At 69.6% G+C, this 13,626-nt stretch carries 17 protein-coding genes and 1 tRNA gene; 11 read left to right on the forward strand and 7 right to left on the reverse strand.

Going from position 1 to position 13,626, the window contains the following annotated elements:
• Positions 1 to 91: 91 nt before the first annotated feature.
• Positions 92 to 349, forward strand: a complete 258-nt coding sequence (locus tag J4709_RS27080) for a cell division protein SepF (RefSeq protein ID WP_232384143.1) — start codon at positions 92 to 94, stop codon at positions 347 to 349.
• Here the strand turns inward: J4709_RS27080 and J4709_RS27085 are convergent.
• Together J4709_RS27085 and J4709_RS27090 are read right to left on the reverse strand one after the other, a co-directional pair.
• Entirely contained in the window at positions 335 to 628 is a 294-nt protein-coding gene (locus J4709_RS27085; protein WP_208244633.1) for a hypothetical protein, read from the reverse strand. The genes J4709_RS27080 and J4709_RS27085 overlap by 15 nt on opposite strands.
• A gap of 271 nt (positions 629 to 899) precedes the next feature.
• Positions 900 to 1,199, reverse strand: a complete 300-nt coding sequence (locus tag J4709_RS27090; RefSeq protein WP_208244634.1) for a hypothetical protein — start codon at positions 1,197 to 1,199, stop codon at positions 900 to 902.
• A gap of 149 nt (positions 1,200 to 1,348) precedes the next feature.
• Here J4709_RS27090 and J4709_RS27095 point away from each other — a divergent pair, with 149 nt between their 5' ends.
• The gene (locus J4709_RS27095; protein ID WP_208244635.1) at positions 1,349 to 1,618 is read left to right on the forward strand and encodes a hypothetical protein; all 270 of its coding nucleotides are present in this window, start codon (positions 1,349 to 1,351) and stop codon (positions 1,616 to 1,618) included.
• A gap of 29 nt (positions 1,619 to 1,647) precedes the next feature.
• Here the strand turns inward: J4709_RS27095 and J4709_RS27100 are convergent, their stop codons facing one another.
• On the reverse strand, positions 1,648 to 2,265 hold the full coding sequence (locus tag J4709_RS27100; protein WP_232384123.1) for a TetR/AcrR family transcriptional regulator: 618 nt from the start codon (positions 2,263 to 2,265) through the stop codon (positions 1,648 to 1,650).
• Positions 2,266 to 2,346: 81 nt separating this feature from the next.
• Here J4709_RS27100 and J4709_RS27105 point away from each other — a divergent pair, with 81 nt between their 5' ends.
• The 6 genes from J4709_RS27105 to J4709_RS27130 all read left to right on the forward strand — a co-directional run bounded on the left by J4709_RS27105 (position 2,347) and on the right by J4709_RS27130 (position 8,525).
• Positions 2,347 to 3,117, forward strand: coding sequence for an SDR family oxidoreductase (locus J4709_RS27105; RefSeq protein ID WP_208244637.1), 771 nt, complete (start codon positions 2,347 to 2,349; stop codon positions 3,115 to 3,117).
• A 206-nt stretch (positions 3,118 to 3,323) separates the two neighbouring features.
• On the forward strand, positions 3,324 to 3,926 hold the full coding sequence (locus tag J4709_RS27110; protein ID WP_208244638.1) for a cadmium resistance transporter: 603 nt from the start codon (positions 3,324 to 3,326) through the stop codon (positions 3,924 to 3,926).
• A 733-nt stretch (positions 3,927 to 4,659) separates the two neighbouring features.
• A complete protein-coding gene (locus tag J4709_RS27115) occupies positions 4,660 to 5,049 on the forward strand; it encodes a hypothetical protein (protein ID WP_208244639.1) in 390 nt (129 codons plus the stop codon).
• Between the two features lie 1,306 nt (positions 5,050 to 6,355).
• A complete protein-coding gene (locus tag J4709_RS27120; RefSeq protein ID WP_208244640.1) occupies positions 6,356 to 6,778 on the forward strand; it encodes a DUF6924 domain-containing protein in 423 nt (140 codons plus the stop codon).
• A gap of 570 nt (positions 6,779 to 7,348) precedes the next feature.
• Positions 7,349 to 7,708 carry a hypothetical protein gene (locus J4709_RS27125; RefSeq protein ID WP_208244641.1) on the forward strand — a complete coding sequence of 120 codons (360 nt, stop codon included), beginning with the start codon at positions 7,349 to 7,351 and terminating at the stop codon, positions 7,706 to 7,708.
• A gap of 460 nt (positions 7,709 to 8,168) precedes the next feature.
• On the forward strand, positions 8,169 to 8,525 hold the full coding sequence (locus J4709_RS27130; protein ID WP_208244642.1) for a site-specific integrase: 357 nt from the start codon (positions 8,169 to 8,171) through the stop codon (positions 8,523 to 8,525).
• A 56-nt stretch (positions 8,526 to 8,581) separates the two neighbouring features.
• Here J4709_RS27130 and J4709_RS27135 read toward each other — a convergent pair.
• The 3 genes from J4709_RS27135 to J4709_RS53635 all read right to left on the reverse strand — a co-directional run bounded on the left by J4709_RS27135 (position 8,582) and on the right by J4709_RS53635 (position 9,532).
• Positions 8,582 to 8,657: transfer RNA gene (locus tag J4709_RS27135), tRNA-Ala, on the reverse strand.
• 25 nt (positions 8,658 to 8,682) lie between these two features.
• Positions 8,683 to 9,387, reverse strand: coding sequence for an HAD-IA family hydrolase (locus J4709_RS27140; RefSeq protein WP_208244643.1), 705 nt, complete (start codon positions 9,385 to 9,387; stop codon positions 8,683 to 8,685).
• A 25-nt stretch (positions 9,388 to 9,412) separates the two neighbouring features.
• Positions 9,413 to 9,532 carry a DLW-39 family protein gene (locus J4709_RS53635; RefSeq protein ID WP_211238580.1) on the reverse strand — a complete coding sequence of 40 codons (120 nt, stop codon included), beginning with the start codon at positions 9,530 to 9,532 and terminating at the stop codon, positions 9,413 to 9,415.
• Positions 9,533 to 9,763: 231 nt separating this feature from the next.
• Between J4709_RS53635 and J4709_RS27145 the strand changes: the two genes are divergently transcribed.
• The 3 genes from J4709_RS27145 (at position 9,764) to J4709_RS27155 (ending at position 12,709) form a co-directional block, all read left to right on the forward strand.
• Positions 9,764 to 9,973 carry a hypothetical protein gene (locus J4709_RS27145; protein ID WP_208244644.1) on the forward strand — a complete coding sequence of 70 codons (210 nt, stop codon included), beginning with the start codon at positions 9,764 to 9,766 and terminating at the stop codon, positions 9,971 to 9,973.
• 18 nt (positions 9,974 to 9,991) lie between these two features.
• Positions 9,992 to 10,783 carry an SDR family NAD(P)-dependent oxidoreductase gene (locus J4709_RS27150; RefSeq protein ID WP_208244645.1) on the forward strand — a complete coding sequence of 264 codons (792 nt, stop codon included), beginning with the start codon at positions 9,992 to 9,994 and terminating at the stop codon, positions 10,781 to 10,783.
• Between the two features lie 135 nt (positions 10,784 to 10,918).
• Complete coding sequence (locus J4709_RS27155) at positions 10,919 to 12,709, forward strand: M64 family metallopeptidase (protein WP_208244646.1); 1,791 nt, start codon at positions 10,919 to 10,921, stop codon at positions 12,707 to 12,709.
• Here J4709_RS27155 and J4709_RS27160 read toward each other — a convergent pair.
• Positions 12,690 to 13,625: a DMT family transporter gene (locus J4709_RS27160; protein WP_208244647.1), complete on the reverse strand. Its 936-nt coding sequence runs from the start codon at positions 13,623 to 13,625 to the stop codon at positions 12,690 to 12,692. The two genes, J4709_RS27155 and J4709_RS27160, sit on opposite strands and share 20 nt — an antisense overlap.
• Position 13,626: the final 1 nt, after the last annotated feature.

A 13,626-nucleotide genomic window follows, 5' to 3' on the forward strand; every position in this document is an offset into this window, starting at 1 on the left:
ACCCCCGCGCGCCGCCGCCACAAACAACCGCCCGGCCCGCCGCACAACCCCGGGTTGTGCCTCTTGACAGCACCCGGACACTGGCAGGGTGATGGTGAAGACACTGCGCCCCCGCGACTACAACGAGGCGCTGCACGTGGGCCACTACTTCCGCAACAAGCGCATCCCCGTCGTCATGGACCTGACCGCCCTTTCGGACGACGTCGCCAAGCAGTTCGTCGACTTCGCCGCGGGCCTCGTCTTCGGCCGCGGCGGCGACATGGACCGCCTCGGCCCGAAGGTGTTCCTCCTGGTCCCCGCCGGCCTGACCCGCCCCGCCCTCGTCCCGGACGCCTCACCGACCGGCTGACGCCCCGAGCAGCGGACCTATGACCTCGTAAAGGCACTCCGCCACATCAGGCCGGTCGCGCAGCGCATCCTCCAACATGGCCCGCCAGCACCCGGCCTCCTTGAAGTAGACGTCGTCCTGCTCCATCCGCAGCCGCGTCTCCAGCAACCGCGCCTCGTACCCCGCCCCCAGGCACCGGCCGATCTCCCCGCACAACCACCAGCACAGATCGCTGCCCGCCGCCGACACCAGCACCCGCGCCGCATCGAACGCGACACGCTGCGGACTGACGCCTGCCATGCCCAGAAGCTACGCTCGCGCGCCCCCACCGTCGACCATCGGAACCGCCGAAAACCGGCCCCGAGCCGGTCCGTTAAACGCCCTGTTCAAAGACGCTTGGAAATGGCGACGACGGCCAGCACCAACCCGACCACGAACGCCACCCCGACCCCGAGAACGGCGAGCAGCACAACGACCTCGAAAAAGCCGATCGACCCCACGGACACTCCCCCGCCACGAACCTGATCGCAGGAGCGTACCCGCAGGTCACCCCCCTTGTCGCCCCGGGGGGTCAGCAGACATCCTCCTGGCGGACCGAACTCGCCGCCGGCCGATGAGCCGCAACAACGGCCCACTCCGGCCCCCGCCCGATCTCGTCCAGCACCACCGCCAGTGGTGGTTCGTCCTCCATGCCGCACCACCAACGATGATGTGCGCCCAGAGCTTCGAGCGCGGGTGCGGGCTCGTACTCGAACTCGCAACGAAGCTGGATGAGCACCCCCACACCGTCCCGGTCAATGTCGAACTGACGACAGAAGCTCAACCGGAAGCGCCGCGGCCCGTCGAACGAATAGACGCCGTACTCGTACAACAGTGCCCGACCAACCGCCCCCGCGTCTCGTCCACCTGCAACGATTCAGAGTTGTCCTCCGGCAGGCCCGACAGATCCATCAAGCTGTGCTCCTCGGGGTCAGACCTCAGGCGGATGTGCGATCGAAGGGGGCCGGAGACGATGCCGGTATGCGCGAACGCGGGACGAGCTTTTTCTGGCGGGTCGGCGGCATACCACTGCTGGTAAGCCTCTCATGCGTACTGGCAGGCGTTGTACTGCTCCAGTTCAGCGAGAAATCCCCGCCCAATTGCGACTTCAGCTGCGCCATGGCACGGGTCGGCAGGCAGGACTACCTGGCTCCCTTACTGATCGGCATAGGAGGCACCCTCTCCTTCGTCTTCGGCTTCGTCTGCCTGGTTCTCCTGGTGGCCAAGGCCATCCGTTCTCTCTTCGAGTAGCGGCCGAGCGCGTCCCGCAAGGACGGCGGTCAGCCCTGTTCTTGCGGCCAGGCGGCCAGCGCCAGTTCGGCGGTCCGGGTCAGCTCCGCCGTCGTCGCACCATCGCGGGCGCGTTGTGACATCCCCTGGATGACCGCGGCGAAGTACGCGGCCAGAGCACGGGGATCGGCCGCGGCGGGCAGCTCGCTCTCCTGCTGTGCGTTCGCCAGACGGGCCTCGAAGGCGGCCAGGTTCCGGTTGCGCAGGTCGCGCAGGAACGCCGCGACCTCGGCGTCCTGCTCGGTGACGTTGGTGGCGGCGCTGATCGTGAGGCAGCCGGCCGGATGGGACGGGTCGGGGTAGACGGCGGCCGCCTCGCGCAGGATGCGGCCGAACGCCTCGCGGGCGGTGGGCTCCTCCCGGAGGGCGGCGGCGGCGAACGCTCCGGCGGGCGTGCGCCCGTAGGCGTCGACGACCTCTTTGAACAGCGACTTCTTGTCGCCGAACGCCGCGTACAGGCTGCCCGGCCTGATGCCCATCACCCGGGTCAGCTCGCCGATGGAGGTGGCCTCGTAGCCGTGCTCCCAGAACAGCCGGGTGGCGGCCGTCAGCGCCGTGGCGCGGTCGAAGCCCGGCGGGCGCCCTCGCCTGGTTCCCGATTCACCCATGCACCCCATTCTAGAGCAATCACTCAAGAAACCGTGCTACCGTCATTCTTGAACGAGCCCTCAAGAAAGAGGGCGGCGGTCATGGCACGAGCACTCGAGGGCAAGGTCGCGCTGGTCACCGGCGGCAGCCGGGGCATCGGACGGGCGATCGCGGAACGGCTCGCCCGAGACGGCGCCGCGGTCGGCCTCACCTACGCCCGCGACGAGGCGGCGGCGGCCGAGGCCGTCGAACGCATCCGCAAGGACGGCGGCCGGGCCTTCGCGGTGCGCGCCGAGTTCGGACGGCACGGCGACGCGGCGGACCTCTGGGCCGCCTTCGCCGCCGCCGCCGGGGATCACGCGCCCGACGGGAAGCTCGACATCATCGTCAACAACGCCGGCATAGGACGCAGCGCGCCGCTGGCCACGCTGACCGAGGACGGATTCGACGAGCTCTTCGCGGTGAACGTGCGGGCACCGTTCTTCATCGTCCAGCAGGGCCTGACCCGCCTGCGCGACAGAGGCCGGCTCATCAACATCTCGAGCGGCGCGGCCCGCCTGGCCATGCCGGAGGCCATCGCCTACGGCTCCACCAAGGGCGCCCTGGACACCTTCACCCTCAACTTGGCCAAGGAGTTGGGCTCCCGAGACATCACGGTGAACTCGGTGGCACCGGGGGTCGTCGACACCGACGTCAACGCGGACTGGCTCCGCGGCAACCCGCAGGCCGAGGCGCACGCGGCGGCCCTGGCGGCCCTCGGCCGAGTCGGGCAGCCGGAGGACGTGGCCGACATCGTGGGTTTCCTCGCCTCCGACGACGCCCGCTGGGTGACCGGACGCGTCATCGACGCCACAGGCGGCGCCGGCCTGTGAGCACCCACAGCACGAACGGTCGTGCCGGAGCGAACGAGCGGGGTGGACACGCTCAGGCCGACCACCAGGTGTTCGCCCGGTCCCGGAGTCCTGCGATTCACTGAACCGCGCGAGCGCGCTCGACGTCGGTGAGGGGGATTGGAAAGCCCGACAGATCGGGAGCGGTAGCCTCCTGGGATTCGCGTCACCGGAGGGATCTCACGCGCGTGGATCTGGGCATCATCGGGCAGGCTGCCGGGCTGTTCGCCGTCACCAATATCGACGACATCCTGATCTTGTCCCTGTTCTTCGCCCAGGGCGCAGGCCATCACGGCTCGGCCGTGCGGATCAGCCTCGGGCAATACCTCGGGTTCGCCGCGATTCTGGCCGTGGCCGTGGCGGCCGCGTTCGGCGCGACCTTCCTGCCGGAGTCCGCCATCCCCTATCTGGGGTTGCTGCCGCTGGCCCTGGGGCTCAAAGCGGCCTGGCAGGCGTGGAAGAACCGCCGGAACGGCGAGGACGAGAAGGACGAGCAGACGAGGTCAGGAGGCCCCGGCGCCCTGGAAGTCGCCGCCGTGACCTTCGCGAACGGCGGCGACAACATCGGGGTCTACGTCCCTGTCTTCGCGACCGCCGGTGCGGGCGGAATGAGCGTGTACGCCGTGGTCTTCCTCGTCCTGGTGGGCATCTGGTGCGCGGTGGGGCGCTACTTCGCGACGCGGCCGGTCATCGCCCGCACCCTCAGCCGGTGGGGTCATGTCCTGCTGCCCGTGGTCCTGATCGGAATCGGCCTGCTGATCCTCGTCGAGGGCGGCGCCTTCGACCTGTAGCGCTGGCCGATTTGATGGTGATCACACCGAAACCACAACCCGATCGGTTGCCGCGACCCCCCACGCTCGGACAGTCCCCTTCATCAGCCGTACACACCCGGCGGCATCATCTCCGTGCGACACATCGGCGAACGGGCATTCGGCCGTGGTCTATGTCGATGAGCAGATCCCCGCCGGCTTCGGAGGCGACTTCTACCACCTCACCGTCACAGCGGCTCCGGCAGTTGCAAGACGGCCAGGGCCGGCGACGGTGCGGCACACAATTGGGGAGAGGGCAGCAACATCAACGTCTACTACGACGGGAACGGCGGAGCCTGGGACGGCAACAAGTGGTTCCTGAACGACCACTAACCTGCCACTCCTCGCGCACACACCGCCCCGACCGCAGCGCGACCCCTCGCCGAGCCGATGGGTCACGTCCCCAACAGAGATCATGGAACCGCCCGGCGTTCGCCGCCGTCATAGCCCTGAAGGACGGCCGGGGAGCGAGACGGCAGGCTTATCGGACCGCGATGACCCGCCTCATAGCCGATCTGACGGCGATCAAACCAGAGTCTCAACCTGAATGGTTGCCGCGATCGCCTACCCCAAGACGGACCGCTTTGATCGGCTGTAGTACGGTCTCGACCCGAATGTCCCACGAACGAAGGTAGAGCCCTGGAGTCGGTACACGACGTGAGGTCGGTACCGACCGGGGCAACCCGCCAACTCTTCCGTACGGAGGGAACCTGTTTTGAAGATTCGCATCGGTCGCCTCGTCGCGAGCGCGGTGGCGCTCAGTGCCGCCGCCGTCATGGCCACCACCGGAACCGCCTCCGCCGCCACCGCGGGTTACCACCTGGTGACCGCGAGCGGTGTCAAGGTCCAGATCTGGGAGCACGGTGACGTCGTCAAGGTGACGGACACCTCGGCGAACGGGCACTCGGCCTATGTCACCGTCATGTACACCTACCAGGGCAGGGACTTCAGCTACAACATGACCGCCAAGTCCAAGGGCAGCAGCAAGACGCACCGGGCCAGCGACGGCGGCGTCTACAACCTGCCCGAGAACGCCAGGATCGACATCGAATACGACGGTAACGGCGGAAACTTCAGCTCCAAGCATTTCGTCAACGACCACTGATCCCGTTCGGGCTTCTTGAACGGCCCGGAATTCGCCCTACGGGCGACCCCCTCGAGCAGCGCACAATGTCCGCTCCCAGAAGTACCACCCGGGCAGATGCGTGAGGCGAGACCGCTGCGTGAGTGCGCCAATGGCCTCTCCCGCCCTGCGTAAAGGAGACCGGGCTCCACATCAATGACGTGGAGCCCGGTACCCGAACACCGCAATGACCAACATGTATTGGTCATGAGCACCGTCGGTCACCACCGGCCCGGGACCGGGTCAGCCGGCCCATGGCCAGGTTGCGCATGAGGGCGATGCCGCGAGTGGCGTGGTGGACGCCGTCGCGTTTGCGGCGGCAGTGGCGAGCGCGTGCGGGAGTGCTCGTCCGCGCGCACGGCGAGACGGTGTGACAGACAGAGGCGCGCGAGCACTCCGGGTCGCAGGGGGTTCGGGGGCAGCGTACCCCCGGGCTGCGCGCACTCAAGTGGGCTTCTTGAGTGCTGATCTTTCGGCAGTGCGAGCGGGCTGCCGTCCAACGCCGTAGGCACCCCGGAGGAGCGAGCGTGCGCGTTGGCCGGCGGCCTCCGGCCGATCCGTGATGGCGCGTCCTGGGGCAGCGGCGCACCCCGTGATGACGGTCACCCGGGGAACAGGGCCGGGCGGCGCATCGCGCGGCCGTCCGGGCGCCCCCCTGAAATGGACTCCGGTGACCTGGTGGTGGGGCCGACGAAATCGCGGGCGGGTTCGCTTCCGGCGGCGATGCTCCCGGCAATCGCCGAACACCGGAGCGACACACGGGCTCCGACCCGACGCCGCTGGTCTTCACGGGGACGAAGGGCGTCGTCCTGCGACGGGGCAACTTCCGGCGTGCATCACAATGGGCCGATGCGGTGGCGGCGATCGGTGCTCCGAGCCTGCACTTCCACGACCCCGGCATACGGGCAACACGCTCGCCGCGCAGAGCGGGGCGAGTCTCCGTGACCTCAACGACCGCATCACGGCGGCCAGCGCGACGGACGACGACGGAGCGGCCGGGGCGTTGGTTCCGGTGGCCTAATGGCCCGCTAATGGCCCGAACGCCCCCGTCCGTGATCCGGATGCGGAGGTTTTCGCTGGTGGAGCCTACGGGCACGCCGTCCCTTGACCGGTCGACCGCATCTTTATCAGTTCGATCACGACCAAGGTCGCTAGCTCGGTTCGCCGTGGTGGCCTTGCGGTGAGGGGCGACGGCATCCGCTGACGTTGCTGTAACGGCTGCTGTCACCGCCGTCCGACGCTTACACGCCGTGTTGAGAAGTTGAGTACATGCAGGAAGATCCTTAGCATGACTCCCCTGCCCGAGCCCGGCGACCTGGCGTCCTTGGTCATGCGCACCGATTTCACCGATGACATGGCCTGGGAGGCGCTGAAAGCAGCAATCGAAGCCTCCCTTAGCGGCGGCGCGACTTACGTGAGCGATCTTGCGTACGCCGGGGTAAGCGTCCAAACCCTAGTTGCCGCGGATGCCGCCGCTGTCGACGAGGAGAAGCTGACCTATCTGTTCCTTGCCGACGCGACCACCATGACCGAGGATGAACGCTCGCTGCTTGCCGTCGACCTATACGAGGAACCCGGCCGTACCTTCCGCCTGCCGCCCCGCTGGTACGGCGATGTTTCCGCCAATCTGAGCATCGCGAACATGGACTTCGCCGATTTCGCTGATGCCGCGGACGAGTCCGGTACTTTCCGTGGCTTCAATGGGGACTGATCCTTACGGCCCCATGTGCCCGACACTCCACCCGCAGCCTCGCGCATCGCTCCGGAGTGCCTGTTCGCGCGAACGGCGAGAGCTGCAACAGAGCTTGGCGCGCAAACGGGTGCTCCGGGTCCAGGAGAGGTCTGGGGAACCACGGGGTTCCCCAGTAGCGCACGCGCAACCGACTCCCCGTACCGCCCGGTCGGAATTCTGGTTCTGACCTGGGCTTCTTGGTGGGTGGGGCCTAGGGGATTCGAACCCCTGAGACGCGGCTTGCAAATCTCCGTGACCGGCCCCGATCGCCCCTCTGACGTGGGCCAACCATGATCCGCATATGACCCCTGTTGACTCCTGATCAGCGCCCCTAATCGCACGGCGGCCCACGACTGGCCCAGCGTCATGCACTCGGCAGGGTGAAGTGATCAAGAAGACTCCGAGTAGCGCTCTGACCTGCGAACGGACGGCTGCAGTGCGCGCGACCGGGGCCGTCCGTTCCGTGATTGTTCCGCGTTGTCAGCCTGGGAAGTCGCATCTGGCGCCCCTGGGCGACCGCCCTTGCCAGGGCGGCGAGATCATGGCGCCATGAACAGGCTTCCAGTGGAAAACACAGGCGACCGCCTTCTCTGCCTGTCCGTCGAGCCGTATGCCGAAGACTTCTGGCTGAGGCCGGGTGAGAGCCTTGCCGTGATGCCCTCGGCCGACGACACCGATCCTCAGTTCGCCGTCTACGCCCAGCCCAACCACCTGAGCGTGTGGATCTACGAGAGCGGCGACCCCACCAAAGTCCTTATGGATTTCACGGTCGTGAACGCCAAGGGCACCGTTGTGGGTTGCGGCTATCAACGTCCAGCAGGGGCGACCGCTACCGCATCAGGGGTATTCCTGATCTCGGAGAGATCTGTTCGTGGCGAACCAGTCGACAACGACTCAGCCGAGGCGTAGGCAGGCTTTCTACCTCAGCTGATGGCGCCAAACATGTGTCCTGCCGCCCGAGTTTCCCGTCTGCTGGCGCCCCGCGCTCTGCGACACACGAACGGACCTGTCCGGAGGGTGCTCCCGCGCCAACGGCGCGTACCCCGTGACAGACAGATTGGCGCGGGAGTGCCCTCCGGTTCCAGGAGGGGTCTGGGAAACCACGGGGTTCCCCAGTAGCGCACGCCTGGCCATCCAACGCTGAGTCCGTAGGCGGCGGCGCGGCCCCGGTGGCGGGCGGACAGGGCGGGGCCGGCGGACGCGTCGCGATGCGCGGCCCAGCGCGGCCGTCCGGTGACCGGCGCCCACGCCGCACGCTCCGGGCGGCCTGGCGCGGGGCCGCGCAGCGGCCTGAGCGCCGCCGCCCCTTGAACTCGACACCGGCGACCTGGTGATCGGGCCTCCCAAGTCTCGGGCGGGCAAGCGAACCGTGAGCTTCCCGGAAGGCATCGTCCCGTTGATCCGGGAACGCCCTGCGGGCGCACGTCGCGAGGACGCTGCGGCGCTCGTCTTCGCGGGGCCGGACGGCCGGGTCCTGCGGCGGGCGTCTCAGTGTGCGCTAGCCGTGGAGACGCCCAGGCTCGCGAAACCCCACTTCCGCGCCCTCCGGCACATGGGCAACACCCTTGCGTCACAGGGCGGCGCGAGCCTGCGCGACCTCATGGACCGCATGGGGCATGACAGCGTCCGAGCAGCGATGATCTATCAGCACGCGACGTCTGAGGCGGGCGGCGACGATGACGAGGACGACGGGGGCCTCGGTGGCGCGCTCGTCCCGGTGGCCTAATCGCACGCTAATCGCACGAACGCCCCCGTCCGGGAGTCGGATGGGGGCGTTTTCGGTGGTGGAGCCTAGGGGATTCGAACCCCTGACACCCGGCTTGCAAAGCCGGTGCTCTACCAACTGAGCTAAGGCCCCTCTTTGCCCTGCGGGCGCGTCAAGCTTACCGGTGGTCGGCTACCGGCGCGTCATCGAGGACGAGGCCGGGGAGGTCGGCGACGCTGGGCAGGACGTGGGTGGCGCCGGCGGCGAGGAGGCGGTCGCGGTCGTGGGCGCCGGTGAGGACGCCCGCGACGACGGACGCGCCGGAGCGGCGGCCGGTCAGCATGTCGTTCGCGGTGTCGCCGCAGACGGCGATGTGCCGGACGTCGTCCGCGCCGAGGCGGAGGGCGGCGGTGAGGACGAGGTCGGGCCACGGGCGGCCGCGGCCGGCGTCCTCGGGGCACAGCGTCAGGTCGACGCGGTCCCACCAGCCGAGCGCGTCCAGGACGCGGGCCTGGGTGCGGCGGCCGAAGCCGGTGAGCAGGCACACGCGGACCCCGGCGCCGCGGATGCGCTCGAGAGCGCTTTCGGCGCCGGGCACGGGTCGCAGGCCGTGCCGGTCGACGAGCTGGTCATAGGACCGCTCGAAGGCCAGGTGCGCGGCCTGAGCGCGCGGCTCGTCGAAGAGCGAGCGGAAGATCTCGATCTTCGAGCCGCCGCGTGACTCGCGGACGCGGGCCATGGCGCGGTCGTGGGCCGCCGTGCCGGAGACGATGCCGAGGGCGGCGATCGCTTCGGCGAAGGCGGTCTCGACGGTGCCGCCGTCCGCGACGGTGGTCCCGGCGAGATCGATGCAGGCGATCGAGATCGGCTCTGCGCCGCTCACGCCGGGGCCCGGTGTCGCCGGCGTCTCAGCTGTCGGACGACGTGGCCTCGGTCCACAGGTCCAGCTCGGCGCGGTCCTGCTGGAGGCGGCGCCAGACGGCGAAGCCACCGAGGGCGACAACGGCGAGAATCAGTAGCTTCTTCACGGTGGGGACCCCTTCACCTCGACTATGAGTCCGAACCCGGGGAAAGATACGGATCAGTGTCTGCTCCCCCAGGCTCTCCGCAGCCTAGCAACCGAACCCGGGCGGTCCGCACCCGCTCGCCGTTATCGGACCGATCATCCAATCCCGGGTGCCGTGGCTGTCACGTCCACGCCATCTCGACGGGCCGGTCGCGCGGCCGCATGATCCTGGGGACGACCCTCGGGAGTGCCCATGGCTGAGGACGACTTCCGCCGCTGGGAGCGCGAGTTCGAGCCGGGTACGCCGGAGAAGGAGGGGCCGGGGGGCCGCGGGCTGATGCTGGTGGCGGCGGTGACGGCCGCCGGGTGCGCTCTGCTGATGGCGCTGGGCGACGTGCGGCTCGGCGCGGTGGGGCTGGCGATCGCGTCGGTCATCCTGCTGCTGTGGCGGATCGGGTTCTGATCGGCCATGATCGCGGCCATGGAGCTGCGTGGTGCGACGGTCCTGGTCACCGGGGCGACGGGCGGGATCGGGCGGGCGCTGGCGGAGGGGTTCGCCGGGCGCGGCGCGAGGGTGGTGCTGACGGGGCGCCGGGCGGACGTGCTGGAGCCGCTGGCCGAGCGGCTCGGCGGCCGGGCGGTGGTCGCCGATCTCGCCGACCGCGCCGCGGTGGAGCGGCTGCTGGACGCGGCGGGCCCGGTGGACGTGCTGGTCGCGAACGCGGCGCTGCCCGCGTCGGGGCTGCTGGCGGAGTACTCGGTGGATCAGGTCGACCGGGTCCTGGACGTGAACCTGCGCGCGCCGATCGTGATGGCGAAGCTCGCGGGCGCGCAGATGGCCGATCGTGGCCGCGGGCATCTGGCGTTCATCGCGTCGCTGTCCGGGAAGACGGCGTCCGGCCACGCGTCGCTCTACAACGCGACGAAGTTCGGTATGCGGGGGTTCGCCCTGGCGTTGCGGGAGGACATGCGCCCGCACGGCGTCGGCGTGTCGACCGTCTTTCCCGGTTTCATCCGTGATGCCGGGATGTTCGCGGACGCCGGCGTCGCGCTGCCGCGGGGTGTCGGCACGCGCTCGCCGCGGGACGTCGCGAAGGCGACGGTGCGGGCGGTGGAGCGCGACGTCGCCGAGGTGGACGTGGCGCCGCTCGCGCTGCGGCTCGGCGCGCGGCTCGGCGGCGTCGCGCCGGTGCTGTCGGCGGCGGTGCAGCGGCGCGCGGGCGGCCACAAGATCTCGGCGGGCCTGGCGGAGGGCCAGCGCGGCAAGCGCTGACGGCGCCGGGCGCGGATGGGCGACAAACGCGGATCTTGGAGTGATAATCCGGGCAGCGCCGCTTGATCAGCGGGGCCGGCGCGCCGCTCCCCGGGCCGTTGTGGCTCGCGCGCGCCCACGCGAGGAGGTCCGTGCATGTGGACGGGTAGGACGAGCATCATCGGCGCGGCAGCGCTCACCGTGACGGCCCTGGCGGCCGTTCCCGCGCGCGCGGAGGCACCGGACGCGACCATAGTGCCGATCCAGGTCACCGGCGATCCGGCCAAGCGCTTCAACCTGGTCGTGATGGGTGACGGCTATACGGCGGCGGACATGCCGAAGTTCCGCGCGGACCTCGACAAGCACCTCAACGACCTGTGGACGATCGAGCCGTTCAAGTCGTACCGCAGCTACGTCAACGTGTACGCGGTCGAGATCCCGTCGGAGCAGTCCGGGGTGAGCTGCGACCCGGATCTGTCCTCACCGCGCCGTACGACGCCGCTCAGCATGTCGTTCTGGAGCGGCTGCAGGCAGGACGGCCTGCAGCGCCTGCTCGTCATGGATTCCGCGGCCGCCAAGAAGTACGCGGACATGGTCCCCGGCACGACCGCGAACAACAGGCAGATCCTCGCGATGGCCAACAGCGACACCTACGGGGGCGCTGGTGGTACGTACGCCACGTCGTCCGGCGGGAACGCCATGTCGGCCCTCATCGCGCCGCACGAGCTCGGGCATTCGCTAGGCGGACTGGACGACGAGTACGACTACTACCAGCGGGGTGTGCCGGGCGGTACGTACACCGGTCCGGAGCCCACGTCGATCCATCACACGCTGCTCACCGTCGACGAGATGAAGGCGCAGAAGAAGAAGTGGTGGCGGTGGCTCGGTGAGCGCAGCGAAGCGGGCGGCGTCATAGGGCGCTATGAGGGCGGCCTCTACTACAGCAAGGGCGTGTGGAGGCCGAGCCGGCACTCCATGATGAAGACGCTCGGCTACTACTACGACCAGGTCGCGCGTGAGCGGATGACGCAGCGCATCTCCGGCAAGGTCGACATCGTCCAGGCGCAGACCCCTACGGACGCTCCTGTGGGCGCTGACCGTGTTCTGTGGGTCGAGACCATGCACCCGACAGGACACCAGCTGTCGGTCACGTGGACGGCCGACGGCAGGACCGTGGGGAAGTCGCCGAACCTGGACCTCAGGCGCCTCCACCTGAAGAAGGGCACGCACACCGTCAAGGCGACCGTCACCGACCCGACGGACTTCGTGCGGGACCCCGCCGTACGGGCGTCTGCAGCGCTCACCCAGGTCCGCACCTGGAACGTCGATACGGGAGTGAAGACGCCGCCCGACAACGTGCCCGCGGACTTCACCTCGTCCACCCCCACCGACAGTGCAGTGGGCGCCGAATCCGTCGTGTACGCGGAAACGACCCATCCCGCTAGGAGCGTCCCCAGCGTCCGTTGGGAACTGGACGGGCGGCGCGTGAACGGTGGCGAACGCGACATCGCACTAGGCCGCCTGCACCTGCGCACTGGTACGCACAAGCTCGTCGCCAAGGTCGGCACCAAGACCCGTACGTGGACGATCGACGCGCAACGTCCGACGGTGAAGTTCCAGCTGTCCGCCGCTGCGCAGGCACGCCCCCGCCCTGGCCGCACGCCCGAGTACGTCTTCGACGGCCCCTTCACCATGAAGCTGACCGGCGCGGACGACCGGCCCGGCGTGGTCGTCTCCGAGTTCCGCGTGGACGGCGACGGCTGGTTCAACTACTTCGGCTGGCCGACCGACTCGTCCGCGCCGTGGCGGTTCTCCGAGGACGGCACCGTGATCGACTCGCTGACCTACGGCAAGCTCGCCAAGGGCCGGCACACCGTCGAGTACCGCGCGATCGACCCGGCGGGGAACGTCGCCAAGCCCGGCAAGTTCATCGTGACTCTTCGCTGACCGGCACCTCCGCGCCGGGCACCTCCGTGCCCGACGTCCCGGCGGCGGCCGGTGAAGCGCCGCCGCCGGGACGCGCGGTCGCGAGCACCGAACCGCCGAGGATCAGCGCGAACGAGGCGATGATCGTCCCGGTGAGCGGCTCGTCGAGCAGCAGCACGCCCGCGACGACCGCCACCGCCGGGTTCACGTAGGTGAACACCATCGCCCGCGACGTGCCCGCCTCCCGGATGAGCTCGAAGAACACGATGAACGCCAGCGCGGTGCAGACCAGCCCGAGGCCGCCGAGCGCGGCCAGCACGCGCCCGCTCGGCACCGCGTCCGGCCAGGTCAGCCCCGCCGGGACCGCGTACACCAGCGCGGCGATCGTCAGCGCGCCCGCGGCCATGTGCAGGCTCGGCAGGTCCTGCAGCCGACGCGTCGCGATCATCGGGGCGATGGAGTAGCCGAGCGCCACCAGCATGACCTCGCCGATCGCCCACGCGCTGCCGCCACCGAGATGCGGCCCGGCCAGCACGCCGACGCCCGCGAGGCCGACCAGCAGCCCCGCCCAGCGGACCGGCCCGAGCCGCTCGGCGTCGCCGGACAGCCGCGCCAGCACCACCCCGATGATCGGCACCGCGGCGATCAGCAGCCCGGTCATCGAGCTGGTCAGCCGGTGCTCGGCGTCCGACAGCAGCGCCCACGGGCCGAGAACCTCCACCGCCGTGAACGCCAGCAGCGGCCGCCAGTGCCGGCGCACCGGCTCCAGCCCGCCGGACCGGGCGGCGATCGGCACCAGCACGAGCGCGCCGAGCGCGGTCCGCGCGAACACCAGCACGGGCACCGACACGCCCCCGACCGCCACCTTGATCATCAGGTAGGGGATCCCCCACAGCACGCTCATCAGCGCGAACAGCAACCAGCCGCGGCGACTCACC

This window comes from Actinomadura violacea (genome assembly GCF_017573465.1).
GTDB lineage: Bacteria > Actinomycetota > Actinomycetes > Streptosporangiales > Streptosporangiaceae > Spirillospora > Spirillospora violacea.